Raw genomic sequence first — 24,501 nt, 5'->3', positions numbered from 1 at the left:
GCGTCCGGGCAAGCATCCGGGGCGATAGCGGGCGCCGATCGCTCCTTCAGGCGGAGACGCCCGTGGTCGTTTCCGTGTCGGCTTCCGGCGCCCGAGGCGGCTCGCCGTCATCGTCCGGCGGCGTGATGAGTGCCACCAGCATGTCGTGATCGATCGATTCGTGCTGCAGCAAACTGCGCGCGATCCGTTCGAGCGCATCGCGATGCGCGCCGAGCGTTGCCGTGACCCGCGCGTGCGCCTCCTCGAGCAGCGCACGCACCTCTTCGTCGATCAGTTGCGCCGTGTGCTCGCTGCAGTGGCCGTCGCCCGGCGTCCACACGCCCGGCGCCCCGCCCTGGCGTGCGCCATCGTCGAGTGTCGCCAGGCCGATCTTCTCGCTCATCCCGTACTGCATCACCATATGGCGCGCCAGCGCGGTCGCGCGGTCGAGATCGTTCTGCGCGCCGGTCGACACGTCGCCGAACGCGATTTCCTCGGCCACGCGTCCGCCGAGCAGCACGTCGAGCCGGTCGAGCAACTCGCTCCGGCGCAGCACGTAGCGATCCTCCGTCGGCACCTGCTGCGTGTAGCCGAGCGCCGCGATCCCGCGCGGGATGATCGACACCTTCTTCACCGGATCGCAGTGCGCGCGGCTTTGCGCGACGAGCGCATGCCCCGATTCGTGGTACGCGATGGTCCGCTTCTCCTGTTCGTTCATCACGCGGCTCTTGCGCTCCATGCCGGTCATCGCGCGGTCGATGGCTTCGTCGAAATCGGCCATCCCGATCGCGGGCTTGCCCAGTTCCGCCGCATGCAGCGCGGCTTCGTTGACGACGTTCGCGAGATCGGCGCCGACGAAGCCCGGCGTGCGCTGTGCCAGCTCGGCCAGGTCGACTTCCGGCGCGAGCTTCACGCGCTTCGTATGCACGGCCAGGATCTGCTTGCGTCCGGTCAGGTCCGGCCGGTCGATCGCGATGTGCCGGTCGAAGCGCCCGGGGCGCAGCAGCGCGGGATCGAGGATCTCCGGCCGGTTGGTCGCGGCCATGATGATGACGCCCGAATTGGCCTGAAAGCCGTCCATCTCGACGAGCAGCTGGTTCAGCGTCTGCTCGCGCTCGTCGTTGCCCGACATCAGGCCGACGCCGCGCGCCTTGCCGAGCGCATCGAGCTCGTCGATGAACACGATGCACGGCGCCTTCTGCTGGGCCTGCTCGAACAGATCGCGCACGCGCGCCGCGCCCACGCCGACGAACATCTCGACGAACGCCGAGCCGCTGATCGTGAAGAACGGCACCGCCGCCTCGCCGGCGACCGCGCGGGCGAGCAGCGTCTTGCCGGTGCCGGGCGCGCCGACGACGAGCACGCCCTTCGGAATCTTGCCGCCGAGCCGCTGGTAGCGTTCGGGGCTGCGCAGGAACGCGACGATCTGCTGCAGCTCGGCCTTCGCCTCGTCGATGCCCGCGATGTCGTCGAACGTGATGCCGGTTTCCTTCTGCATGTAGACGCGGGCGCGGCTTTTGCCCATGCCGCTCAGATCCCGCATCCCGCCCGGCCTTCGCATCATGAAATTCCAGATCAGGACGAAGCCGATCAACGGGAAGATCCAGGTCGCGAGCGTGCCGATCCAGCCCGTATCCGTCGCGCCGCGGTAGCGAATCCCGGCAGTCGTCAGCGCGGCGACCAGCCCTTCGTCGCTCACCCGGTTCGTCGTGAAGCGCCACGGCGCGCCGGCCTCCTTCACCCCGGCCGCGTCGGACGCGGGCAGCGCGGCGCCGGCTTGCGGCATGCGCAGCGTGCCCGAGATCGTCGCCGGGCCGATCTCGAGATCGTCGACGAGCCGTGCGTCCACCAGGCGGTGAAAATCGCTGTAGGAAATCGTTGTCGACGCCGGCTGGCGCGCGAGCAGTTGAACCGCGACCAGCACGGCGAACGCGACCGGAATCAGCAGCCCGGAGTAGTCGAATGATTTTTTCACGGGGTCGAACCTCTCCGGCAGGCCAGCATCCGCTCACGCATCGTCGCGCTTCCAGTGCGCACGCAGCACGTCCTCGCCGTCGCGATAGTCGAGCGCGAGATCGCCGTGATGCGCATGCAGCAATGCTTCGCCGAGGCGCCGGACCATGTGCACGCCCGTCGTGCGAACGATGAGCGAATCGGCGGATGTGTCGATGTCCATGATGCGTTCGAGCGCGTGCTCGCTCGTCTCCAGATCGGCCTGATGCCGCAGCAGTTCGAGAATCGTCGAACGGTGCGCGCTCAGGTAGGCCCCCTGCAACACCAGTTCGCCCGCCGGCACGTTTTCCCGCATGCGCTTGCAGGCCGGGCATTCGAGCTGGCGCCGGTCGAGCGGGGTCGCATACCAGGTCCAGCGGCCCGCGTCGCAGACGGCGCCGCAGCCTTCGCAGATGCGGTCGCCCGCGGGCCGCTTCGGTTCGCGATAACTGTCCTTCGTATGCGGCTGCATGCGCTTGTCGCGGCGCAGATAGTTTCGGCCGGGGCCGGTATGCGAACGGTTCATCGCAGCTTCTCCTGGTAGTAGACGGCACGTGCAAGCCGGTCAGGCGACGCTCAGTCGGTCGACGACCTGCCGGACACCCCTCACCGACCCGGCCGCACCACACGCGGCGCGCCTTTCGGCCAGCGACGCGACCGTGCCCGTCAGCGTGACGACGCCGTCGGTTGCGTCGATCGAGATTCCCGCGGTTTCGCGCTGCGCGCGGCGCGCAAGCGCCTCGGCGATCCGGGCGCCGACGTCGGGCACCGTATGGTCGGCACGCACCCGGATGCGGTTGGCCACGCCGACGACGCCGATCATCCGGCTCACCATCGCTTCCGCCGCGCGGCTCTGATACGCATGATCGACTTCGCCGTCGAGCGTCACGCAGCCGTGATCGACCTCGACGCTGATCTTGTGATCGCGCAACGCCTCCTGCCAGCCGAGCGCGAACGTGATCGCGATCGCCAGTTCCTGGTCCGCGCACGCGTTCTCCGGCGGGGTGACGTTCAGTTCGAGCACCAGCGCGCGCGCGTCGGCGACGTGCAGTGCCGTCTTCTGCGCCTCGAGCTTCTGGGCCCAGCTGTCGACCGTGCCGCGCAACGTCACGATCCGGTCGTGAACCTCGACGTCGATCCGGCGCGCCTCGATCGCCGGATTCCAGAACAACGCCTGCTCGACATCCTGCTTGAGTACTGCATCGGACTTCATGTCGGTCTCCCGTCGGCCCGTGCCGGCCGCAATGCCTGCGAGCGAATGCGTGCCGCACCGTGTTCAGCATCGCGCACGGCCGCGCCGGCGGCTTGACGAGGATCAATCAACCGCGGGCTCGCGACGGACGTTGCCGCACCGGGCGTGCCGCCCGTGACAGGCATTGCGCGGCCCGGTCCGGCACGCCGTCGCGAAAGCGTCCGACGCATGCTCCGGCACGCGCGTCAAGCGAGCGGCCCCTCGAAACGCATCCCCGCCCGAGTGACACAGATCAAGGGGAAACCCGGTAATCGTCGGATATAAGTGAATCCGAAGCGGCGACGCCCCGCGGGCGGCGCCATCCCGAATTCCCGCATTTCCGTATTCGACGAGGCATTCCATGCGCGCTGCCGCGCTTCCCGTTCGCTGTCATCCTGCCGTCGTGCGGCGCATGCGTGCCATTGCGCTGGCGGCGGGCATGGGGCTGCTGTCGGGCTGCCTGTCGCTTGCGCCACCGGACGAGCGTCCCGCCGCACCGATTCCCGCGTCCTTTCCGGAGCCGTCCGCCGACGCGACACCCGCCGCGCCCGTGCCCGACTGGCAGGCTTACTTCGTCGACCCGCGCTTGCGCGCACTGATCGGCCAGGCGCTCGCCGACAACCGGGATCTGCGCGCGGCGGTCGCACGCGTCGAGCAGGCGCGCGCGGTGTACGGCATCCGCGGCGCGGATCAATGGCCGACCATCGGTGCGGGCGCGGCCTACGCGCGGTTTCGCACGCCGGGCGGCTTTCTCACTCCGGTGCCCGTCATCGGCCAGGTCTATCAAGTCCAGCTGGCCGAGACGCAATGGGAGATCGATTTCTGGGGCCGCGTGCGCAACCTGAAGGAAGCAGCGCTTCAGCGCTACCTCGCGAGCGACGCGGCCAGGCAGGCGGTGACGCTGAGCGTCGTCACCGGTGTGGCGGACGCGTATCTGACCCTGTGCGAGATCGACGAACGCATCGCGCTGACCCGCGCGACGATCGACACCCGCCGCGAATCGCTGCGGATTTTCCGGCTTCGTCACTCGGCCGGCGCGATCTCGCGCCTCGATCTCACGCAATCGGAGATCCTGCTGCAGCAGGCGGAATCGCTCGGCGTGCAGTTGCAGCAGGCCCGCGCGACGGCGGCCGATGCGCTGGCGTTGCTCGTCGGTGCGCCGCCGGCGCTGGGCGCCACGCCGCTCGCGCTCGACGACGGCGCGGTGCTGCCGTCGCTCGCGCCCGGCCTGCCCTCATCGCTGCTGACCCGGCGCCCGGACGTGATCGCGGCGGAGCGCGAACTGCAGGCGAGCCGCGCGAACATCGGCGCGGCGCGCGCGGCATTCTTTCCGCGCATCGCATTGACGAGTGCGATCGGTTCGGGAAGCAGCGCGCTGCACGACCTGCTGTCGTCGGGGGCCGGCGTGTGGTCGGTGATTCCCAACGTCACGCTGCCGCTCGTCGACGGCGGCCGCAACCGGTCGAATCTCGCACTGGCGCGCGCGCAACGCGAAGAAGCGCTCGCCCGCTACGAACAGACGCTGCAGCGCGCGTTCCGCGACGTGTCCGATGCGCTCGCCGCGCGCCATTGGCTCGCCGACCAGCTCGCCATCGAGCGCGCCACGCTGGCGTCGCAGGCCGAGCGGGCGCGCCTCGCGAAGCTGCGCTACGACAGCGGGGCAACCCGCTTCCTCGAGGTGCTCGATGCGCAGCGGGACCTGATGAACGCCGAGCAGCAGCTGGTCACGACCCGTCGTGCGCTGCTGTCGAGCCGCGTCGCGCTGTACGGCGCGCTCGGCGGCGGCGTGATCGACACCGGCAAGACTGCCGCGGCAACGGCGCCCCTTTCGACAGACTCGGACAACACACCATGAAAACCATCCCGCGCCCTCTTCTGATCGGTATCGGTGCGGCCGTGCTTGCGATCGGCCTCGCGTACTACGGGTGGACGCGCTGGCACGACGGCCAGGCGGACGCGGGGCTCGTCAGCGGCAACGGCCGCATCGAGGCGACCGAAATCGACGTCGCGACCAAGCTGCCGGGGCGCGTCACCGCGATGCTCGTCGACGAAGGCGACTTCGTGACGGCCGGCCAGCCGCTCGCACGCATGGACGTCGTCGTCCTGCAGGCGCAGCTCGACGAGGCACGGGCGCGCGAGCAGCAGGCGGTGAACACCGCGGCGAGCATCGACGCGCAGGTCGCGCAGCGCCGCAGCGACAAGGCCGCGGCCGCGGCCGTCGTCGTGCAGCGGGAAAGCGAGCTGGACGCGGCCACGCGGCGGCTCGCGCGGTCCGAAACGCTGTCGCGCGACGGCGCGTCGTCGATGCAGGAACTGGACGACGATCGCGCGCGCGCCGGCAGCCTGCGCGCGACCGTGAATGCCGCGCGGGCCCAGGTGCAAGCCGCTCAGGCCGCGATCGACGCCACGCAGGCCCAGCTCGTCGCGGCGCGCTCGGCCGTGACGGCCGCGCAGGCGACCGTGGCGCGCGTGCGGGCCGACCTCTCGGACAGCGAACTGACCTCGCCGCGCGACGGGCGCGTCCAGTACCGGATTGCCGAGTCGGGCGAAGTCCTGCCGGCGGGCGGCAAGGTGCTCAACGTCGTCGACCTGTCCGACGTGTACATGACGTTCTTCCTGCCCGAAGCGGCCGTCGGCCGGGTCCCGCTCGGCGCCGACGTGCGGATCGTGCTCGATGCGGCACCGGAATACGTGATTCCGGCACGCGTGTCCTATGTGTCGAGCACCGCGCAGTTCACGCCGAAGACGGTCGAAACGGCCACCGAGCGGCAGAAGCTGATGTTCCGGGTGAAGGCACGCATCGATCGCGACCTGTTGCAGCGCCACCTGAAACTCGTCAAGACCGGGTTGCCGGGCGTGGCGTGGCTGAAGACCGACCCGCACGCGGGCTGGCCGGATCGCCTCGCGATCAGGGTGCCGCAATGAAGGCGGCGCCGCCCGTCGAGACGGATGCCGGCGCGACCGGCGCTGCGCCGGTGTCGGCCGATCCGGGCTGGGTCGCACGGCTGTCCGGCGTCTCGCTGCGCTACGGCGACAAGGCCGCGCTCGACGACGTGACGCTCGATATCCCGGCCGGCCGCATGATCGGGCTGATCGGGCCGGACGGCGTCGGCAAGTCGAGCCTGCTCGCGCTCGTTTCCGGCGCGCGCGCGATCCAGCAGGGCCGCGTATGGACGCTCGACGGCGACCTGTCGTCGCGCCGCCACCGCGCGCGCGTGTGCCGGCGCATCGCCTACATGCCGCAAGGCCTCGGCCGGAACCTGTACGCGACGCTGTCGGTCGAGGAGAACCTGCAGTTCTTCGCGCGCCTGTTCGGCCACGATGCGGCGGAGCGGCGCCGACGGATCGACGCGCTGACGCGCAGCACCGGCCTGCAGCCGTTCCTGGACCGCCCGGCCGGCAAGCTGTCCGGCGGCATGAAGCAGAAGCTCGGCCTGTGCTGCGCGTTGATCCACGATCCCGACCTGCTGATCCTCGACGAGCCGACGACCGGCGTCGATCCGCTGTCGCGCGCGCAGTTCTGGGAGCTGATCGGCCGCATTCGCGCCGCCCGCCCGGCGATGAGCGTGCTGGTCGCCACCGCGTACATGGACGAGGCCCGCCGTTTCGACCGGCTGATCGCGATGGACGCCGGCCGCGTGCTGGCAACCGGCAGCCCCGGCGAGCTGCTCGAGCGCACCGGTTGCGACACGCTGGAAGCCGCGTTCATCGCGCTGCTCCCGGAGGCGCGCCGGCACGGACACCAGCCGGTCGTGATCGCGCCGTTCGAGGCCGATCGGGCGGCCGGCTACGCGATCGAGGCGGACGGGCTGACGATGCGGTTCGGCGATTTCGTCGCGGTCGACCACGTGAGCCTGCGGATCCGCCGCGGCGAAATCTTCGGCTTTCTCGGCTCCAACGGCTGCGGCAAGTCGACGACCATGAAGATGCTCACCGGCCTGCTGCCCGCATCCGAAGGCACCGCAACGCTGTTCGGCCGGCCGGTCGCCGCGAACGACATCGACACGCGCCGGCGCGTCGGCTACATGTCGCAAGGGTTTTCGCTCTACGGCGAACTGACCGTCCGGCAGAACCTCGTGCTGCACGCGCGCCTGTTCGGCGTGCCGGAGGCGGACGTGCCCGCGCGCGTGACCGAAATGGTCGCGCGCTTCGGGCTGGCCGACGCCCTCGACGCGCTGCCCGAGCGCCTGCCGCTCGGCATGCGGCAGCGGCTCTCGCTCGCGGTGGCGATGGTGCACAAGCCCGAGCTGCTGATCCTGGACGAACCGACGTCGGGCGTGGATCCGGTCGCGCGGGACGACTTCTGGCGGCTGATGATCGAGCTCGCGCGCAACGATCGCGTCACCATCTTCATTTCGACGCACTTCATGAACGAGGCCGCGCGCTGCGACCGCATCTCGCTGATGCATGCCGGCCGCGTGCTCGCGAGCGCCGCGCCCGAGGAACTGGTGCGCCTGCGCGGCGCCGCCACGCTCGAGGACGCGTTCATCGGCTACCTGAGCGACGCGCAGAAAGCGGATGGCGCGGACGGTGCGCCGGCCGATGCGCCGGCCGACGCCGGCTGGCTCGCCGCGCCGCCCGCGGCGGCCGGCGCCGGTCGTGCGGCGGCATGGTTCAGCCCGGCGCGCGCCGGCAGCTATCTGTGGCGCGAAGTGCTGGAGCTGCGACGCGACCCGTTGCGCGCGACGCTGGCGCTGTTCGGCTCGCTCGTGCTGATGTGCGTGATCAGCATCGGGATCAGTCTCGACGTCGACAACCTGACGTTCGCGGTGCTCGACCGCGATCAGTCGATCCTGAGCCAGGACTATGCGCAGAACCTCGCCGGTTCCCGCTACTTCGTGCCGCGCGCGCCGCTCGCGGACGACCGCGACATCGAGCGCCGCATGCGCAACGGCCGGCTGTCGCTCGCGATCGAGATCCCGCCCGGTTTCGCGCGCGACGTCGCGCGCGGCCGCCGCGTGGAGATCGGCGCATGGGTCGACGGCGCGATGCCGATGCGCGCGGAGACGATCCGCGGCTACGTGGCCGGCATGCACGAAAACTGGCTGCGCGACCAGGCGAAGCGCCGGCTCGGCGTGTCGCTCGCGCCGGCCGTCGACATCGCGATCCGCTATCGCTACAACCCGGACGTCAAGAGCCTGCCGGCCATGATTCCCGCGATCATGCCGATGCTGCTGCTGATGCTGCCCGCGATGCTGACGGCGCTCGCCGTCGTGCGGGAACGCGAGCTCGGGTCGATCGTCAACCTGTACGTGACGCCCGTCACGCGGGCCGAATTCCTGCTCGGCAAGCAGGCGCCGTACGTGATGCTGGCCATGCTGAACTTCCTGCTGATGGTCGTGCTGGCCGACCTCGTGTTCGGCGTGCGGATCAAGGGCAGTTTCGCGACGCTGGCGGCCGCGGTGCTGATCTTCAACGTCGTGGCCACCGGCATCGGGCTGTTCGCGTCGACGTTTACCCGCAGCCAGATCGCCGCGATCTTCATGACGATCGTCGGCACGCTGATTCCCGTCGTGCAGTTCTCGGGCCTGCTCACGCCGCTGTCGTCGCTCGAGGGTAGCGGCAAGTGGGTCGGCACCGTCTATCCGGCCACCTACATGCTCGCGATCAGCCGCGGCGTCTACAACAAGGCGCTCGGGCTGGCCGACCTGTCGTCCCAGTTCTGGCCGATGCTCGCGGCCGCGCCGGTCATCCTGGTCATGACCGGCGTACTGCTGCGCAAGCAGGAGCGCTGACCATGTCGCGCCTGCTCGTCATTTTCCGGCTCGGGATCAAGGAACTGTGGAGCCTCGCCCGCGACCCGATCCTGCTCGCGCTGATCGTCTACACGTTCAGCGCGTCGATCTACGTCGCGGCCACCGCGCGCCCGGAAACGCTGCACAAGGTGCCGATCGCGATCGTCGACGAGGATGCGTCGCCGCTGTCGGCGCGCATCGCGGCGGCGTTCTTCCCGCCGCAGTTCGCGCCGCCCCCGCTCGTCGACGCCGGCGCGGCCGATCGCGGGCTGGACAACGGCGACTACACGTTCTCGCTCGACATTCCGCCCGGCTTCCAGCGCGACGTGCTCGCCGGCCGTCACGCGACGGTCCAGCTCAACGTCGATGCGACCCGCATGACGCAGGCGTTCACCGGCGGCGGTTACGTCCAGCAGATCGTGTCGGGCGAGATCGATGCGTTCGTGCGGCGCCAGCGCGGCACGCCCTTGCCGCCCGTCGATCTCGCGATGCGGATGCGCTTCAACCCGAATCTCGACGAAGTCTGGTTCGGCGCGCTGATGGAACTGATCAACAACGTGACGATGCTGTCGATGATCCTCACCGGCGCCGCGCTGATTCGCGAGCGCGAGCACGGCACGATCGAGCATCTGCTCGTCATGCCGGTGACCGCGGCGGAAATCATGCTCGCGAAGGTCTGGTCGATGGGGCTCGTCGTCGCGGCGGCGGCCGTCGCGTCGCTGACGTTCGTCGTGGGCGGCGCGCTGCACGTGCCGATTCCGGGATCGGTGCCGCTGTTCGTGGCCGGCATGGCGCTGCACCTGTTCGCGACGACGTCGATGGGGATCTTTCTCGCGACGCTCGTGCGCAGCATGCCGCAGTTCGGCATGCTGCTCGTCCTCGTGCTGCTGCCGCTGCAACTGCTGTCGGGCGGACTGACGCCGCGCGAAAGCATGCCGCCCGTCGTGCAGGACATCATGCTGGCCGCGCCGACCACGCATTTCGTCGAACTCGCGCAGCGGATCCTGTATCGCGGTGCCGGGTTCGATGCGGTGTGGGCCCAGTTCGCGGCGCTGTTCGCGATCGGCTGCGTGCTGTTCCTGCTGTCGCTGACGCGGTTCCGCAAGACGATTGGTCAGATGACTTGATCGGCGCATCGCGCCCGTGACGCCGGGATTCGTCCGTTGATACAGATCAATCGTGCCGGCGCGCGGCACGCGATCATGGCGCCATGTCTTGCGCAACCAGTGGCAGCTATGTCCACGGCGGCCGCTTCCCGGGAGAACGTCATGATGGGTCTGCGATACCGAAACGCGCTTGCGACGCTCTGCGTATTCATCGCGCTCGCGTCGCTGCTGGGCGTCGTGCATGCGATGCTGATCGACGAGCGGGTCGTCCCGTACGCGATCGTTGCGCTCGTGTCGGGCATCGTGGCGTTCGTCGCGCAGCTGGATCCGGCGCCGTCCGGGCGCTAGGCGCACGGCCCGGACGCGTCGGATTCGCCATCATGAACGGCATCCTGCGTCTCGCGTTCAAGCTGCTCGTCAACGACAGCGCGAAATTCACCGCGCTGATCGTCGGCATCACGTTTTCGGTGCTGCTGATGATCGAGATGACGTCGCTGTTCGCCGGCATCCTGAACAAGTCGTCGGCGTCGGTCATCAATATCGGCGCGAAGGTATGGGTGATGGACCCGGCCGTGAAGACGATCGCGAACAGCATCGGCATGCCCGACTACGTGCTCGACGCGGTGCGCAGCATCGACGGCGTCAAGTATGCGGTGCCGCTCTATTCCGGCGGCGCGCTCGTCAAGCTGCGCTCCGGCACCTACCAGGCCGTGACGGTCGTCGGCCTCGACGACGCCAGCCTGCTCGGCCGCCCGACGATGCTGCAGGGCCGCATCGAGGACATCTACGCGGAAAACGGCTTCATCGCGATTCAGGATCCCGAGTTCCGGAAACTCGAGAATCCGTCCGTCGGCACCGATTTCGAGTTGAACGATCATCGCGGCGTGATCGTCGGCATCGCGAAGGTCGCCGCGAGCGGCCTGTTCGGCACGCCGACGCTTTACACCACCTACGCCCGCGCGATCCGCTACATTCCGTCGCCACGCTTCACGACCTCCTACATCCTCGTCGAGCCCAAGTCGGATGCCGACATCGCCCACATCAAGGCCGTCGTGCAAGCGCTCGGCTATCGCGCGTACACACGCGACGAATTCATCGCGCAGATCGCGCGCTTCTACAAGTACGAGACCGGGCTCGGCACCAACATCATGCTGATGACGATCATCAGCTTCATCATCGGCCTGTCGATTTCCGGGCAGACGTTCTATGCGTTCATCCTCGAGAACCTGGACAAATTCGGCGCGCTGAAGGCGATCGGCGCGAAAAGCCGCGAGCTGGTCGCGATGATCCTGTTCCAGGCGACGTTCACCGCGCTGACCGGTTACGGTATCGGCGTCGGGCTGTGCGTGCTGATGATCAGTCTCGCGAAACTGCGGATTCCCGACTATGCGGCGCTCATCACGTACGGCAACCTGTCGCTCGCGTTCGGGATGGTGGTCGTGATCGCGACGATTTCGAGCTATCTCGGCGTGCGGCGCGTGCTGCGCATCGAGCCGTTCGACATCTTCCGGGGCTGACGATGGCCGGCATCGCGATCGACGCGCGCGGCGTCAGCAAATGGTTCGGCGAAGGCGACGCGCGCACGCAGGCACTGCGCGACGTGTCGATGCAGGCGAACTTCGGCGAGATGCTGCTGATCGTCGGGCCGTCCGGCAGCGGCAAGACGACGCTGCTCAGCGTGATCTCCGGCATCCTGCGGCCGGACGGCGGTTCGGTGTCGATCGACGGCGTCGACCTGTGGGCGCAGCCGAACGACGCGATCGCCGATTTCCGGCTGAACCGGATCGGCTTCGTGTTTCAGGATTACCACCTGTTCCCGCGGCTCACGACCGCGGAGAACGTCGCGATCCCGCTGATCCTGAGGCGCCGGCCGTGGGACGACGCGCTCAAGGAAGCGCACGCGTATCTGGACGTGGTCGGGCTCGCAAACCGCGCGCAACTGCCGCCCGTGAAGCTGTCCGGCGGCGAACAGCAGCGCGTCGCGATCGCGCGCGCGATCGTCAGCCAGCCCGACCTGCTGATCCTCGACGAGCCGACCGCGTCGCTCGATGGCGACACGGGCCGCATGATCATCGACTTCGTCAAGCACAAGGTGCTCGACGACACGCGCTGCATCGTGATCGTCACGCACGACGCGCGGATCTTCGAGTACGCGGATCGCGTCCTGCGGATGGAAGACGGCAAGCTGAACGGCATCGAGCGCGGAGGCGCACGATGAAACACCGGCTCGTGTTCGTGGCGGCCCTGCTCGGCTTCCTGGCAAGCGTCGTCGCCGCGTGGGTCTACAGCCGCCAGGAGCCGCCGCAGCCGCCGGTATTCAAGCCGGCCGCCAATCCGTACGCGCGCGGCGTCTATGCGAACGGCATCGTCGAGAGCGAGCAGCCGGCCGGCGCGAACGTGAACGTCTATCCGGACGTCTCGGGCGCGGTGACGCGGATCCTCGTGCACGACGGCGATCCGGTGAAGGCCGGCGACGCGCTGCTGACGATCGACGACTCGGTGCAACGCGCGACCGCCGCCCAGCTCGCGGCGCAGGCCGACGCGGCCGCCGCGCTGCTCGACGAGCTGAAGGCGCAGCCGCGCCGCGAGGTGCTCGACGTGGCCAGTGCGCAAACGGCGGCCGCGCAGGCGAGCCTGAAGCTCGCGCAGGACCAGTACGACAAGCAGCGGCACGCGTACGACATCGATCCGAAGGCGGTCAGCCGCGACGCGCTCGACACGGCCGCGAACGCGGTGCGCGTCGCGGCGGCCAACCTGGACGTCGTGACGCGGCAGTATCGTCTGACCAAGGCCGGCGCATGGAGCTACGACGTGCGCAACCAGGAAGCGCAGGCCATCGCGCTGCGGCGCGCGGCCGACGCGGCGGCCGCACTGCTCGCCCGCTACACGCTGCGTGCGCCGGCGGACGGGACCGTCCTGGCGATGAACGCGGCCGTGGGGGCCTACCTGACCTCGCAGGGGCTCTACGACACCTATACGCGGGGCAGCACGCCGGTCGTGGTGCTCGGCACGCCGGTCGACCGGCTGCAGGTGCGCTGCTACATCGACGAGATCCTGATCCACCAGTTACCCGACCTGCATGCGTTGAAGGCGCACATGTTCGTGCGCGGCACATCGGTCGAGGCCGATCTCCAGTTCGTGCGCGTGCAGCCATACGTCACGCCGAAGATCGAGCTGTCCGACCAGCGCACCGAGCGCGTCGACGTGCGCGTGCTGCCGGTCATTTTCCGCATCTTGCCGAACAGGAATGTGCGGCTGTTTCCCGGGCAGATCGTCGATGTCTACGTCGCAGGCAAATAGCGGGGCCCGCCGCGCGCGCGCGCTGCGCCGCGGCACCGGCGCGCTGGCCGTCGCCGTGCTGCTCGCGGGGTGCACGGTCGGGCCGAATTTCGTCCCGCCGCCCGCGCCGCGCGTCGCGCGCTTCGTGCCGCCCGACGATCCGGGCGCGGCGTCCGGCTCCTGGAGCGGCGGCGGCCGGACGCAGGCATTGTCGGCGGACGCGGCGCTCACGCGCGACTGGTGGACACGCTTCGGCAGCCGCGCGATCGACTCGACCGTCGCCGAAGCATTGACCGGCAGCCCGACGCTCGATCTCGCCGAAGCGACGCTGCGGCGCAGCGAGCACGCGCTGCGGGCCGGCCAGGGGATCTTCTTTCCGCAGGTGGATGCACAGGCCGGCGCGTCGCGCCAGCGCGCTGTGCCGCTGCGCACCGGCCAGGCGTTGCCGGCGTCGATCTTCAACCTGTTCACGCTGTCGGCCACGGTCAGCTACACGCTCGACCTGTGGGGCGGCGAACGGCGCCAGGTCGAAGCGCTCGCGGCCGACGTCGATGCGCAACGGCAGGCGCTGGCGGGCGCCTACCTGATGCTGACCGCGAACGTCGTCAATACGATGGTCGCGCGCGCGGCCTATCGCGACGAAGCCGCGGCGACGCGCGAAATGATCGGCCTGCTCGACGAGCAGGTTCGTCTGACGCGCGCGCAGGTGACGGCCGGCGCGGCAGCCTACGTCGCGGTGCTGACGCTGGAATCGCAGCGCGCGTCGTTCGAGGCGACGCTGCCCGCGCTCGACCAGAAACGCGCGCAGGCCGACGATCTGCTCGCGCTGCTGGCCGGCCGCTACCCGGCCGACTGGCGGACGCCGGACCTGTCGCTCGACGGGATCGAGCCGCCCGCCAGCCTGCCCGACACGGCGCCGTCGTCGCTGGTGCGCCGCCGCCCCGACATCCTGCAGGCGGAAGCCCAGTTGCACGTGGCCAGCGCGCGGGTCGGCGTCGCGACGGCCGCGCTTTACCCGAACCTCACGCTGTCCGCATCGGGCGGGTTCGACAGCGTCGTCGCCGGCAAGCTGTTCTCGCCCGCCGGCCGCGTGTGGAGTGCCGGTGCCGCACTCACCGCGCCGATCTTTCATGGCGGCACGCTGCTGAACCAGCGGCGCGCCGCGCAGGATGCGTACGACGAAGCCGATGCGACCTATCGGCAGGTCGTCCTGTCGGCGTTCTCGCAGGTGGCCGACACGTTGCGCGCGCTCGCCAACGACGCGGCGGCGCTCGATGCGCAGGCGCGCGCGATGGCCGCGGCTCGTGACGCGCTGAAGCTCACGCAGGCCGGCTACGACGCGGGGATTGCCGGCTACGTCCAGTTGCTGGTCGCCGACGTGCAATACCATCAGGCGCGGATTGCGTGGCTGCAGACGGTCGCGCAGCGCCTGCAGGATACGGTTGCGTTCTACGTCGCGCTCGGCGGCGGCTGGGGCGATGCGGGCTGACGCGCCTACAAGCGCGCCGCACCGGCATTCAGTTCCGCTCAGCCCCATTCAGCCCGTCTGCGCCACCACGTCGGGCCGCTGCCACGGCGGCAATTCCGCCCAGCCGAGCGGCCCGTAGACGGTGCCGCCGGCGGCCTCGATCCGTTCGACGAACGTGGCGAGCGTGACCCCGGCCGGCACGGTCAGCGTCAGCGCGTCGACGAAATCCTCGCTGCGCAGCCATGGCGCCGCGCCGTGGTTGATCTGCTGGACGCTCCACGCATGCCCGTGCCGCCCCGCCTCGGGCGGTAACAGACCCGGCGCGTCGAACGCGACCCGGAGCAATTGCACGCGCGAATCGCTGTACGGCGGTTTCGCGGCATTCTGGTACGGCACGTCCGCCCAGCGCTCGCCGCATTGCTCGTCGAGCGGCAAGCAGGTAAACCACGCCCAGGGCGCGCGGACGAAGCACAGTCGGTAAAGGTGCCCGGCACCATCCAGATTGGCGATCAACGTCATGATGGGTTCATCCCGAAAGACTCGTGAGGCGACGCGTGATGCCGAACGCATCGCGCGCATGGCATGCGCGGATAACGGGGTCCCGACACCGCATGCACGCACCAACTCACTATCCTGCCGCCGCCGGGGCCCATGCTTGATCGTCGTCAAACCGCGCGCCGGCCGGGAATCTCGCCCGGCCGGCATGGGGATCCCGCAATTCCTGATTTCGGTCAACCGCCGCCCGCGCGTTCAGGATGTAATCGATTTACTGTTCCGTCGACTCCCGCAGAGGCACCCCATGAAACTGACTTTTCTCGGTGCGACCGAAACCGTGACCGGCTCGAAGTACCTGCTCGAGCACGGCGGCCGGCGCGTCCTGGTCGATTGCGGCCTGTTCCAGGGGACCAAGAACCTGCGGCTGCGCAACTGGCGCGCGCTGCCGTTCGCGCCCGACACGCTGGACGCGGTCGTGCTCACGCACGCGCACATCGATCACACCGGCTATCTCCCGGTGCTGGCGCGCGAAGGCTATCGCGGGCCGGTGTACTGCACGGCGGCCACGGCCGAACTCTGCGACATCATGCTGCGCGACAGCGCGCGGCTGCAGGAGGAGGAAGCCGACTTCGCGAACCGGCACGGTTACTCGAAGCATCATCCCGCGCAACCGCTCTACACGCTGGACGACGCGCAGCGCGCGCTGCGCCTGCTGCAACCCGTCGCGTTCGACGAATGCACCGCGCTGGGCGGCAGCCTGTCGTTCCGCCTGCTGCCGGCCGGGCACATCCTCGGCGCGGCGAGCGTCGTGATGCACTGGGACCACAAGGTGCTCGCGTTCTCCGGCGATCTCGGCCGGTATCACGACCCGATCATGCAACCGCCGCGCCCGCCCGCGCATGCCGACTACCTGGTGGTCGAATCGACGTACGGCGACCGGCTGCATCCGGCGTCGGATCCCGAAAACGAGCTGGCCGGGATGTTCGACAAGACCTTCGCGCGCGGCGGGGTCGTCGTGATGCCCTGCTTCACCGTCGGCCGCGCGCAGGAGATCCTGCACTACATCGCACGGCTGAAGGCGGCCGGCCGCATGGCGCGCGTCCCGGTATTCGTCGACAGCCCGATGGCGACGGACGTGACCGAGATCTATCGCCACCATATCCTCGAACACCGGCTGACGGCCTCCGAAGCGAATGCGCTCGGCCACGCGGCCACGATGATCCGCTCGGTCGAGCAGTCCAAGGCGATCGCCGAACACCACGGCCCGATGGTCATCATCGCCGGCAGCGGGATGGCGACCGGCGGGCGCGTGCTGCATCACCTGAGCCGCCATGCGCCCGACGCGCGCAACACGATCGCGCTGGTCGGCTACCAGGCCGCCGGCACGCGCGGCGCGGCGCTCGCCGCGCACGAGCCGACGCTGAAGATTCACGGCGAGTACGTGCGCGTGCGCGCGCAGGTCGAGTCGATCACGACGCTGTCGGCCCATGCCGACTACGAAGAGATCCTGAAGTGGCTCGGCACGATGCAGGGCGCGCCCGTGCGGACCTTCGTCACGCACGGCGAACCCGCTGCCGCGGATGCGATGCGCCGGCGCATCTCGGAGCGCCTGCATTGGCCGTGCGAGGTGCCGACTTACGAGCAGTGCGTCGATCTGGACGCGATTGAGTCAAACAACACGCAGGAACCCACCGCGCTGTCGTCCTGACTGCCGGCGCAACGCCGGCCGCGCGTGACGGGCGGCGGAAGCACCCGGTTTCCGCCACGCGCGGCCCGGCATTCAGCCGATTTCGATGATGACCTTCAGCGCGTGGGTCTGCGCGGCGCGCCCGAACGTGTCGTACGCGCTTTCCACGTCGTCGAGCGAGAACCGGTGCGTGATCAGGCGCGCCGGATCGAGGCGCCCGGCGCCTACCGTCTTCAGCAGCATCGGCGTGCTGACCGTGTCGACGAGCCGCGTCGTGATCGAGATGTTGCGATCCCACAGCTTCTCGAGGTGCAGATCGGCCTTGACGCCGTGCACGCCGACGTTCGCGACGACCCCGCCAGGCGCCACGAGCGACGTGCACATCTCGAACGTCGCCGGAATGCCGACCGCTTCGATCGCGCAATCCACGCCGACGCCGTCGGTCAGCTTCATCACTTCCGCGACCGGGTCGCCGCCGTGGCCGTCGATGCAGTCGGTCGCGCCGAAGCGCCGCGCGACCTCGAGCCGGTTGCCGTCCGGGTCGATCATGATGATCCGCGCGGGCGAATAGAACTGCGCGGTCAGCAACGCCGCCAGCCCGATCGGCCCCGCGCCGACGATCGCGACCGAGCAGCCCGGCTGCACCTTGCCGTTCAGCACGCCGCATTCGAATCCGGTCGGCAGGATGTCGGACAGCATCACGAGCGCGTCCTCGTCCGCGCCGGCCGGGATCCGGTACAGGCTGGTCGGCGCATGCGGGATGCGCACGAACTCGGCCTGCGTGCCGTCGATCCGGTTGCCGAGGATCCAGCCGCCGGTCGTGCAATGCGAATACAGTCCGCGGCGGCAGTACTCGCAGCGGCCGCACGACGAGATGCACGAAATCAGCACGTGGTCGCCCGGCTTCAGCGAATCGACCGCCGCGCCGACCTGCTCGACGATGCCCACGCCTTCATGGCCGAGGACGCGGCCCGGTTCGCACGTCGGCACGTCGCCCTTGAGGATGTGCAGATCGGTGCCGCAGATCGTCGTGCGCGTCACGCGGACGATCGCGTCGGTGGGCGACTGCAGTTCCGGTTTGGGCCGCCGTTCGAGCGCCTTGCGCCCGGGGCCGTGGTACACGAGTGCTTTCATCGCAATTCCTCCATCGAAAGGGGGGCCTGTTCAGGCATCGGCGCGGCGTCATGCCGGACCTGTGCCAGCAACACCGCGAGCGCGCAGGACGCGACCCGGACGGCGACGCCGTCGGCGCGGCTCGTCAGCACGATCGGCACGCGCGCGCCTACGACGACGCCCGCGTTCGCGGCGCCGCCCAGGTATTCGAGCTGTTTCGCGAGCATGTTGCCCGCTTCGATATCGGGCACGACGAGGATGTCGGCACGGCCGGCAACCGGCGAGTCGATCCCCTTCTCGCGTGCGGCCCGTTGCGATATCGCGTTGTCGAACGCGAGCGGGCCGTCGACGACCGCCCCCGTGATCTGCCCGCGCTCGGCCATCTTCGCGAGGGACGCCGCGTCGAGCGTCGAACGCATCGCCGGATTGACGGTCTCGACCGCGCACAGCACCGCGACGCGCGGGCGCGCGACGCCCAGCGCATGCGCGACGTCGATCGCGTTCTGCGTGATGGCCGCCTTCTGCGCGAGATCCGGTGCGATGTTCACCGCGGCGTCGGTCAGGATGAACGGCCGCGGATACGCCGGCGCCTCGATGAGGAAGCAGTGAGACATGCGCTTGTCGGTGCGCAGGCCCGATTCCGCGGCGACGACGGCCCCCATCAGTTCGTCCGTGTGCAGGCTGCCCTTCATCAGCGCGCCGGCGCGGCCCGACGCCGCGAGTGCCACCGCGCGGGCCGCCGCCGCGTGGCTGTGGGGAACGTCCTCGATCGTCCATTTCGCGAGATCGACGCCCGCTTCGCTCGCCACGCGCAACACCTTCGCGCGCGGCGCGACGATCAGCGGTTCGATCGATGCGCCCAGCGGCGACGCGTTGAGCGCGGCAAGCGCGACGAGGCTGGCCGTGTCGCACGGATGCACGACGACCACCGTCAGCGGCGGCGCATGGCGCGCACGCGCGATCAGGGCGGGCAGTTCGCCGTCCGCGCGCGGCAACAGGCCGGGCAGGCACGCGCCGGCGGACAGATCCGGATGCAGGTTCAGGTTCAGGTTCATATTCAGGTCTCCAGCACGTAGCTGCCGGGCGCCGCGCCGAAGCCGGCGGCCGGCACGCGTGCGGGCACCTCACCCGACGAATGCGCGTGCAGCCAGTCGCGCCAGCACGTCCACCACGATCCGTCGAGCGCGGGCGTTTCGCTCACGAAGTCGCGCCGGTTGCGGTAAGGCGCGCCGGGCTCGCGCGTCGCGCAGCGATAGTGGCGTCCCGGATGGCCGGGTTCGGACACGATCCCGGCATTGTGGCCGCCGGAGGTCAGCACGAACGTCAGCGCGTGGTGCGTGAGCAGATGGAGCTTGTAGACGGAACGCCAGGGCGACACGTGATCGCGCTCGGTCCCGACCACGAACGTCGGCACGTCGATATCCGACAGCGCGACCGGCCGCCCGTCGACGCAGTAGCGGCCGGCCGCGAGATCGTTGTCGAGAAAGAGGCGCGTCAGGTATTCCGTATGCATCCGGTACGGCATGCGCGTGGTGTCCTCGTTCCACGACATCAGATCGTTCGGCTTCGTGCGCGTGCCGAGCAGGTACTCGCTCATCATGCGCGACCAGATCAGGTCGCGCGCGTTCAGCAGCTGGAACGCGGCGGACATCTGCGCGCCGTCCAGGTAGCCCTGCCGCCACATCAGCGCATCGAGCGCGGACAGTTCGCTCGCGTCGATGAAGAGGCCGAGTTCGCCGGGTTCGCTGAAATCGGTCTGGGCCGCGAGCAACGTGACGGAGCGCAACGCCTCGTGTTGGCGGCCGTCGCGCGCGAGCGCCGCCGCGCCGATCGCCAGCAGCGTGCCGCCGAGGCAGTAGCCGACCGCGTGGACCGCTTCGCCGCAGATCGAGCGCGCGGCGTCGAGCGCCGCCATGCACCCGTCGCGCAGATAATCGTCGAGCCCGAGCTCGCGCGCTTCCGCGCCCGGATTGCGCCACGACACGGCAAACACCGTGTAGCCGGCATCGACCAGGAAGCGGATCAGCGAATCGTGCGGCTGCAGGTCGAGGATGTAGTACTTCATGATCCACGACGGCACGATCAGGATCGGCTCGCGTGCCACACCGGCCGTCGTCGGGTCGTATTGCAGCAGCTCGCACAACGCGTTGCGCCAGACGACGCGGCCCGGCGTGATCGCCACGTCGCGCCCCGGCAGATAGGCGCGCGTATCGCGGGCCCGCGTGCCGTGCGTGCGCTCGAGCAGCGCGTGCGCGTCTTCCAGCCAGTGCCGCCAGCCTGCCGCGAGATTCGCGCCGCCGCTGCGCATCGTCGCGTCGAGCACGACCGGGTTGGTCGCAAGGAAATTGCCCGGCGAGCATGCGTCGAGCCACTGTCGCGCGACGAATCCGACCAGTTCCTCGTGATGCCGTTCGACGCCCGGCACGCCGCGCGTCGCGTCGCGCCACCAGCGCTGGATCGACAGGAAGCCGTCGCGGTACGCGCGAAACGGCCATCCGGACCACGCGGGCGCGGCGAAGCGCGCATCGGCCTGCCCGGCGTGCACGGCCAGGCCGCCCGCGCCGGCATCGTCGGCCTCGCCCTCGCCCTCGCCTTCGCCTTCCGGGTTGGCCGCGGGTGCCACGGCAGCCAGCCACGCCTGCGTCGCAAGCTCGTAGCATTTTCCCGGCGACACGGCCAGATGGGCGCCCCAGTCGAGCGTGGCCAGCGCGAGCGACACGGGCGACAGCCCGAACGTCATCGCGGCCACGTTCGCATGCGCGGCGCGGTTCCATTCGTCGGCGGGCGACGACCGGGCCGGCGTGCATCCGGCCGAACGCGACGCCGGTACGTTCGTAGCCGTTGGCCGCATCGACTCGTGCTCGATCGGCATGCGCATGACGGATCCGTTCATCGCATGTGCATGCCGCCGTTGACATCGAATTCCGCGCCGGTCGCGAAAGCCCCCGCGTCGGAACACAGGAACGCGACGAGCTCGGCGATCTCGTCGGGATTGCCGAGGCGGCCGACCGGGATCTGCGGCAGGATCTTCGCGTCGAGCACTTCCTTCGGCACCGTCTCGAGCATCGCGGTCGCCAGATAGCCCGGGGCCACCGTGTTGACCGTCACGCCGTGGCGCGCGAGCTCGAGCGCCAGCGCCTTCGTGAAGCCGTGGATGCCGGCCTTCGCGGCCGCGTAGTTCGCCTGCCCGTATGCGCCGCGCGAACCGTTCACCGAGCCGATGTTCACGATCCGCCCGAAGCCCGCCTCGATCATGCCCGGCACGAACGGCTTCGTCATGTTGAACATGCCGTCGAGGTTGGTGCGCAGCACCGCGTCCCACATGCTCTTGGTCATCTTCACGAAGGTGGCGTCCTGCGTGACACCGGCGTTGTTGACGAGCACGTCGACGCGCCCGAACTCGGCCAGCACGCGTGCCGCGCAGTGCTGGCACGAATCGTAGTCGGCGACGTCGACCTCGAACGCGTGGAACGTCCGGCCCGCCTCGCGTTCGTGCGTGAGCCATGTCGCGACGTGGTCGTTGCGCTCCGTATGCGACACCGCCACCGTCATGCCCGCATCGTGCAGGCGACGGCTGATCGCGGCGCCGAGGCCCCCCATGCCGCCCGTGACGAACGCGACCCGATCAGCGCACATGGTCGTTCTCCTGCGCGCCGGTCGTGCCGTTCAGGCGGCGCACGGCAACCGGCGCCCCGTCGTCCGCGTCCTCGATCCCGCGCTCCAGCGCCGTCATCCAGTCGGCCCACGGCATGCTGGCTTCGTTGACCACCGCCAGTCGCCCCAGGTCGGGCAGCCAGTCGGTCTGATAACGCGACATCGCGCCCGCGCCGTATTCGCGCAACCAGGTGCGCCATGCGCCGGCGTTCTCGTATTGCGCACGCATGCACAGCTCGGCGGCATCCTGCCAGATCGCGACGCTCGCGATCGCGTAGTCGCGCATCACCTGCCGGGTCGCCTCGCCGAAGGCCGGCCACTCTTTCGTGTCCGCAAGCGCCTGCTGCAGGTGGCGAACCGCGGCGCGGTCCCGCTCGATGCGCCGCCCTGCCAGCGCATGCCATTCATGCTGCCAGTCGCTATTCAGCGCGACCATGCGCAGCGCGAGATCGCAGCCCGCGCGGCAAGCGTCGTTCGGTGTCGTCAAAGCGTACGTACTCATCGGCGTCCCTCGTTCGATCCGGTCAATGGGTTGGCATCGCGCCTCGTGCCGCCTGCCCGGGATCGGCATCGCGACCGCTTCACTGTGCGGGCATCGCGCAGGGGAGCCGTTGATCTGAGTCAAGTACGCGGAAACCCTGCTCCGTAGACTGGATTGCACTGGCGGTTCCCCCGTCGATGGAGCGATTCCGATGAGCTACAAGAGCATAGTCGTGCACCTCGATACGAGCGCCCGCGCGCATTCGCGCCTCGAGTTCGCGCTGCGCCTCGCGCGGCGCTTCGGTGCGCACCTGACCGGCCTGTTCGCGGTCTACACGCCGGAGCCGCATTCGTTCTACGTGATGGCCGGGTCCGCCGATTACTTCCGCGAGCAACGCGCACAGCGCGACGAGCGGCTCGCCGCGCTGGAACGCCTGTTCCACGCCGAAACGGCCCGCGCGAAAGTGCCGGCCGCGTGGGTGCGAGCCGACGAGCGCGCGAACCTGGCCGTGCCGCGCGCCGCACGCCTGGCCGACCTCGTGATCGCGGGCCAGAGCGACCCGAACGATCCCGAGACCTACATCGACGACCAGTTTCCGGAGAACCTCGTGTTGTCCGCCGGCCGCCCGGTGCTGCTCGTGCCGTACACGGGCGAATTCCCGTCGATCGGCGAGCGGGTGTTCATCGCGTGGGACGGCAGCCGGGAAGCGGCCCGCGCCGCGCACGACGCGCTGCCCTTTCTCGAACACGCGAAGCGCGCGACGGTCGCCGCCGTGGTCGATGGCGCTTCGGAAGCGGCGGCCACGCGCATTCCGGCCGCCGACGCCGCGCTGATGCTGGCGCGCCACGCACGCGACGTGAACGTGCTCGAAATCGATACCGGTGCCGGCCCGACGGTCGGCGATACGTTGCTGTCGCGCGCGTATGAAACGGGTTCCGACCTCCTCGTGATGGGCGCCTATGGCCATCCGCGCTGGCGCGAGCTGGTGATGGGCGGCGCCACCCGCACGGTGCTGGCGTCGATGACGCTGCCGGTGCTGATGTCGCACTGAGCCGGCCGATGCGTACGCTCGCCCTGCTCGTCGTCAATGCCGGTTCGTCGAGCGTGAAGTTCGCGCTCTTTGCCTACCCGCCGCACGGCGACCCCGCGCGGCGGCCGCTGCACGAGGGCGAAGCGGTCGCGGCCGGCAACAGCGTGTCGATCCGCTACGACGCCGAGCCGGACGGTTCGCTGCCGCTCGGCACGGCGGACGATCCCTACCGCGCCGTGCTCGCGCGGATCGCGGCGTGGATCCGCGTGAAGTTGCCGCACGTCACGCTGGGCGCGATCGCGCATCGCGTCGTGCACGGCGGCGCACGCTACGTGGAGCCGATGCTCGTCGACGACGACGTGCTGGACGCGCTGCGCACGCTGACGCCGCTCGCGCCGCTGCATCAGCCGCACAGCCTCGATGCGATCGACGTGCTGCGCGACGCGTTTCCGGACGTCCCGCAGATCGCCGTGTTCGACACGGCGTTTCATCGCACGCTGCCGCGCGTCGAGCAGCTGCTGCCGCTGCCGCATGCGTGGTTCGACCAGGGCGTGCGCCGCTACGGATTCCACGGGCTGTCGTACGAATACCTGTCCGTCGCGCTCGACGAGTCGTTCGGCGCCCGTGCGCACGGCCGCGTGATCGCCGCCCATCTCGGCAGCGGCGCGAGCCTGTGCGCGCTGCGCGACTGCCGCAGCGTCGCGACGACCATGGGCTTCTCGGCGCTCGACGGATTGATGATGGGCACGCGCAGCGGAACGCTCGATCCCGGTGTCGTCCTGCACCTGCTCGAGGCCGGCAAGCTGTCCGGCGACGAGCTGGGACACATGCTGTATCACGAATCGGGGCTCAAGGGCGTGTCGGGCGCGTCGGGCGACCCGCGCGTGCTGCTCGCGCGCGAGGCGGCCGGGGACGAAGCTGCCCGCGATGCGCTGGCGCTGTACGTCCATCGCATCGTGCGCGAGACCGGCGCGCTGACCGCGCTGCTCGGCGGCCTCGACATGCTGGTGTTCACGGCCGGCATCGGCGAACACTCGGCGGTGTTGCGCGAGCGGATCTGCGCGTCGCTCGGCTGGCTCGGCATCGTGCTCGACGCGCGCGCGAATGCCGATCATGCGCATGTCGTGTCGTGCGCGTCGAGTGCGGTCACGGTGGTCGTCGAGCCGACCAACGAGGCGTGGGTCGCGGCGCGCGCCGCGGTGCGCGTGCTGCGCGCCAATCGCGACGCTTGATCCAGATCAGCGCGAGCGG

General features: G+C 69.7%; 21 protein-coding genes. 12 read left to right on the top strand and 9 right to left on the bottom strand.

From position 1 onward, the window contains the following. Positions 1-46: 46 nt before the first annotated feature. Genes ftsH through DIE16_RS04765 form a run of 3 tightly spaced genes read right to left on the bottom strand, consistent with a single transcriptional unit; the run spans position 47 to position 3,184 of the window. Complete coding sequence (gene ftsH / locus DIE16_RS04775; protein ID WP_124891914.1) at positions 47-1,954, bottom strand: ATP-dependent zinc metalloprotease FtsH; 1,908 nt, start codon at positions 1,952-1,954, stop codon at positions 47-49. 33 nt (positions 1,955-1,987) lie between these two features. Beyond that, the gene (locus DIE16_RS04770; protein WP_124519797.1) at positions 1,988-2,497 is read right to left on the bottom strand and encodes a BCAM0308 family protein; all 510 of its coding nucleotides are present in this window, start codon (positions 2,495-2,497) and stop codon (positions 1,988-1,990) included. A 39-nt stretch (positions 2,498-2,536) separates the two neighbouring features. After that, complete coding sequence (locus DIE16_RS04765; protein ID WP_124891913.1) at positions 2,537-3,184, bottom strand: BON domain-containing protein; 648 nt, start codon at positions 3,182-3,184, stop codon at positions 2,537-2,539. 379 nt (positions 3,185-3,563) lie between these two features. Between DIE16_RS04765 and DIE16_RS04760 the strand changes: the two genes are divergently transcribed. The 9 genes from DIE16_RS04760 to DIE16_RS04720 all read left to right on the top strand — a co-directional run bounded on the left by DIE16_RS04760 (position 3,564) and on the right by DIE16_RS04720 (position 14,811). Further along, positions 3,564-5,057, top strand: a complete 1,494-nt coding sequence (locus DIE16_RS04760) for an efflux transporter outer membrane subunit (protein ID WP_124891912.1) — start codon at positions 3,564-3,566, stop codon at positions 5,055-5,057. Next, positions 5,054-6,127, top strand: coding sequence for an HlyD family secretion protein (locus DIE16_RS04755; protein ID WP_124570390.1), 1,074 nt, complete (start codon positions 5,054-5,056; stop codon positions 6,125-6,127). Before DIE16_RS04760 ends, DIE16_RS04755 begins: the two co-directional genes overlap by 4 nt. Then, positions 6,124-8,937: a ribosome-associated ATPase/putative transporter RbbA gene (rbbA, locus tag DIE16_RS04750; RefSeq protein ID WP_124891911.1), complete on the top strand. Its 2,814-nt coding sequence runs from the start codon at positions 6,124-6,126 to the stop codon at positions 8,935-8,937. The genes DIE16_RS04755 and rbbA overlap by 4 nt, the downstream gene beginning before the upstream one ends. A gap of 2 nt (positions 8,938-8,939) precedes the next feature. Then, positions 8,940-10,064 (top strand): ABC transporter permease, encoded by a 1,125-nt coding sequence (locus DIE16_RS04745; protein WP_124891910.1) that lies wholly within the window; start codon positions 8,940-8,942, stop codon positions 10,062-10,064. Between the two features lie 141 nt (positions 10,065-10,205). After that, positions 10,206-10,391 (top strand): DUF2964 family protein, encoded by a 186-nt coding sequence (locus tag DIE16_RS04740; RefSeq protein ID WP_124519791.1) that lies wholly within the window; start codon positions 10,206-10,208, stop codon positions 10,389-10,391. Between the two features lie 32 nt (positions 10,392-10,423). After that, complete coding sequence (locus tag DIE16_RS04735) at positions 10,424-11,560, top strand: ABC transporter permease (RefSeq protein WP_124519790.1); 1,137 nt, start codon at positions 10,424-10,426, stop codon at positions 11,558-11,560. Beyond that, positions 11,557-12,261, top strand: coding sequence for an ABC transporter ATP-binding protein (locus tag DIE16_RS04730; protein ID WP_185733734.1), 705 nt, complete (start codon positions 11,557-11,559; stop codon positions 12,259-12,261). Before DIE16_RS04735 ends, DIE16_RS04730 begins: the two co-directional genes overlap by 4 nt. Then, a complete protein-coding gene (locus DIE16_RS04725) occupies positions 12,258-13,343 on the top strand; it encodes an HlyD family secretion protein (RefSeq protein ID WP_124666220.1) in 1,086 nt (361 codons plus the stop codon). The genes DIE16_RS04730 and DIE16_RS04725 overlap by 4 nt, the downstream gene beginning before the upstream one ends. Next, positions 13,321-14,811, top strand: a complete 1,491-nt coding sequence (locus DIE16_RS04720) for an efflux transporter outer membrane subunit (protein WP_124891909.1) — start codon at positions 13,321-13,323, stop codon at positions 14,809-14,811. The genes DIE16_RS04725 and DIE16_RS04720 overlap by 23 nt, the downstream gene beginning before the upstream one ends. 48 nt (positions 14,812-14,859) lie before the next feature. Here DIE16_RS04720 and DIE16_RS04715 read toward each other — a convergent pair whose 3' ends face one another. Then, on the bottom strand, positions 14,860-15,309 hold the full coding sequence (locus tag DIE16_RS04715; protein ID WP_124519786.1) for a hypothetical protein: 450 nt from the start codon (positions 15,307-15,309) through the stop codon (positions 14,860-14,862). A 280-nt stretch (positions 15,310-15,589) separates the two neighbouring features. Between DIE16_RS04715 and DIE16_RS04710 the strand changes: the two genes are divergently transcribed. Further along, complete coding sequence (locus tag DIE16_RS04710; RefSeq protein WP_124645759.1) at positions 15,590-16,993, top strand: MBL fold metallo-hydrolase RNA specificity domain-containing protein; 1,404 nt, start codon at positions 15,590-15,592, stop codon at positions 16,991-16,993. A 72-nt stretch (positions 16,994-17,065) separates the two neighbouring features. Here DIE16_RS04710 and DIE16_RS04705 read toward each other — a convergent pair whose 3' ends face one another. The 5 genes from DIE16_RS04705 to DIE16_RS04685 are packed head-to-tail and all read right to left on the bottom strand — an operon-like array spanning position 17,066 to position 22,241. Further along, on the bottom strand, positions 17,066-18,106 hold the full coding sequence (locus DIE16_RS04705) for a zinc-dependent alcohol dehydrogenase family protein (RefSeq protein WP_124519784.1): 1,041 nt from the start codon (positions 18,104-18,106) through the stop codon (positions 17,066-17,068). Continuing rightward, positions 18,103-19,134, bottom strand: coding sequence for a bifunctional enoyl-CoA hydratase/phosphate acetyltransferase (locus DIE16_RS04700; RefSeq protein WP_124891952.1), 1,032 nt, complete (start codon positions 19,132-19,134; stop codon positions 18,103-18,105). Before DIE16_RS04700 ends, DIE16_RS04705 begins: the two co-directional genes overlap by 4 nt. 8 nt (positions 19,135-19,142) lie before the next feature. Beyond that, positions 19,143-20,978 (bottom strand): alpha/beta hydrolase, encoded by a 1,836-nt coding sequence (locus DIE16_RS04695; protein ID WP_124891908.1) that lies wholly within the window; start codon positions 20,976-20,978, stop codon positions 19,143-19,145. Then, positions 20,975-21,721 carry a beta-ketoacyl-ACP reductase gene (locus tag DIE16_RS04690; protein WP_124570385.1) on the bottom strand — a complete coding sequence of 249 codons (747 nt, stop codon included), beginning with the start codon at positions 21,719-21,721 and terminating at the stop codon, positions 20,975-20,977. The genes DIE16_RS04695 and DIE16_RS04690 overlap by 4 nt, the downstream gene beginning before the upstream one ends. Beyond that, entirely contained in the window at positions 21,711-22,241 is a 531-nt protein-coding gene (locus DIE16_RS04685; RefSeq protein ID WP_124891907.1) for a hypothetical protein, read from the bottom strand. The genes DIE16_RS04690 and DIE16_RS04685 overlap by 11 nt, the downstream gene beginning before the upstream one ends. 190 nt (positions 22,242-22,431) lie before the next feature. On the opposite strand from DIE16_RS04685, the gene DIE16_RS04680 reads away from it, so the two are divergent. Both DIE16_RS04680 and DIE16_RS04675 read left to right on the top strand, forming a co-directional pair. Then, positions 22,432-23,271 carry a universal stress protein gene (locus tag DIE16_RS04680; RefSeq protein ID WP_124891906.1) on the top strand — a complete coding sequence of 280 codons (840 nt, stop codon included), beginning with the start codon at positions 22,432-22,434 and terminating at the stop codon, positions 23,269-23,271. An 8-nt stretch (positions 23,272-23,279) separates the two neighbouring features. Beyond that, positions 23,280-24,482 carry an acetate/propionate family kinase gene (locus tag DIE16_RS04675; RefSeq protein WP_124891905.1) on the top strand — a complete coding sequence of 401 codons (1,203 nt, stop codon included), beginning with the start codon at positions 23,280-23,282 and terminating at the stop codon, positions 24,480-24,482. Positions 24,483-24,501 lie beyond the last annotated feature (19 nt).

This window comes from Burkholderia sp. Bp9090 (assembly GCF_003857985.1).
Classification (GTDB): domain Bacteria; phylum Pseudomonadota; class Gammaproteobacteria; order Burkholderiales; family Burkholderiaceae; genus Burkholderia.
This window is presented reverse-complemented; position numbering and strand designations above follow the sequence as displayed.

Coding starts and splice junctions, on each gene's coding strand:
- DIE16_RS04685 (WP_124891907.1), bottom strand. CDS start 22,241: ATGAGTACGTACGCTTTGACGACACCGAACGACGCTTGCCGCGCGGGC.
- DIE16_RS04755 (WP_124570390.1), top strand. CDS start 5,054: ATGAAAACCATCCCGCGCCCTCTTCTGATCGGTATCGGTGCGGCCGTG.
- DIE16_RS04715 (WP_124519786.1), bottom strand. CDS start 15,309: ATGACGTTGATCGCCAATCTGGATGGTGCCGGGCACCTTTACCGACTG.
- DIE16_RS04760 (WP_124891912.1), top strand. CDS start 3,564: ATGCGCGCTGCCGCGCTTCCCGTTCGCTGTCATCCTGCCGTCGTGCGG.
- DIE16_RS04675 (WP_124891905.1), top strand. CDS start 23,280: ATGCGTACGCTCGCCCTGCTCGTCGTCAATGCCGGTTCGTCGAGCGTG.
- DIE16_RS04725 (WP_124666220.1), top strand. CDS start 12,258: ATGAAACACCGGCTCGTGTTCGTGGCGGCCCTGCTCGGCTTCCTGGCA.
- DIE16_RS04690 (WP_124570385.1), bottom strand. CDS start 21,721: ATGTGCGCTGATCGGGTCGCGTTCGTCACGGGCGGCATGGGGGGCCTC.
- DIE16_RS04695 (WP_124891908.1), bottom strand. CDS start 20,978: ATGAACGGATCCGTCATGCGCATGCCGATCGAGCACGAGTCGATGCGG.
- DIE16_RS04735 (WP_124519790.1), top strand. CDS start 10,424: ATGAACGGCATCCTGCGTCTCGCGTTCAAGCTGCTCGTCAACGACAGC.
- DIE16_RS04740 (WP_124519791.1), top strand. CDS start 10,206: ATGATGGGTCTGCGATACCGAAACGCGCTTGCGACGCTCTGCGTATTC.
- DIE16_RS04765 (WP_124891913.1), bottom strand. CDS start 3,184: ATGAAGTCCGATGCAGTACTCAAGCAGGATGTCGAGCAGGCGTTGTTC.
- DIE16_RS04705 (WP_124519784.1), bottom strand. CDS start 18,106: ATGAAAGCACTCGTGTACCACGGCCCCGGGCGCAAGGCGCTCGAACGG.
- rbbA (WP_124891911.1), top strand. CDS start 6,124: ATGAAGGCGGCGCCGCCCGTCGAGACGGATGCCGGCGCGACCGGCGCT.
- DIE16_RS04745 (WP_124891910.1), top strand. CDS start 8,940: ATGTCGCGCCTGCTCGTCATTTTCCGGCTCGGGATCAAGGAACTGTGG.
- DIE16_RS04720 (WP_124891909.1), top strand. CDS start 13,321: ATGTCTACGTCGCAGGCAAATAGCGGGGCCCGCCGCGCGCGCGCGCTG.
- DIE16_RS04770 (WP_124519797.1), bottom strand. CDS start 2,497: ATGAACCGTTCGCATACCGGCCCCGGCCGAAACTATCTGCGCCGCGAC.
- DIE16_RS04710 (WP_124645759.1), top strand. CDS start 15,590: ATGAAACTGACTTTTCTCGGTGCGACCGAAACCGTGACCGGCTCGAAG.
- DIE16_RS04680 (WP_124891906.1), top strand. CDS start 22,432: ATGAGCTACAAGAGCATAGTCGTGCACCTCGATACGAGCGCCCGCGCG.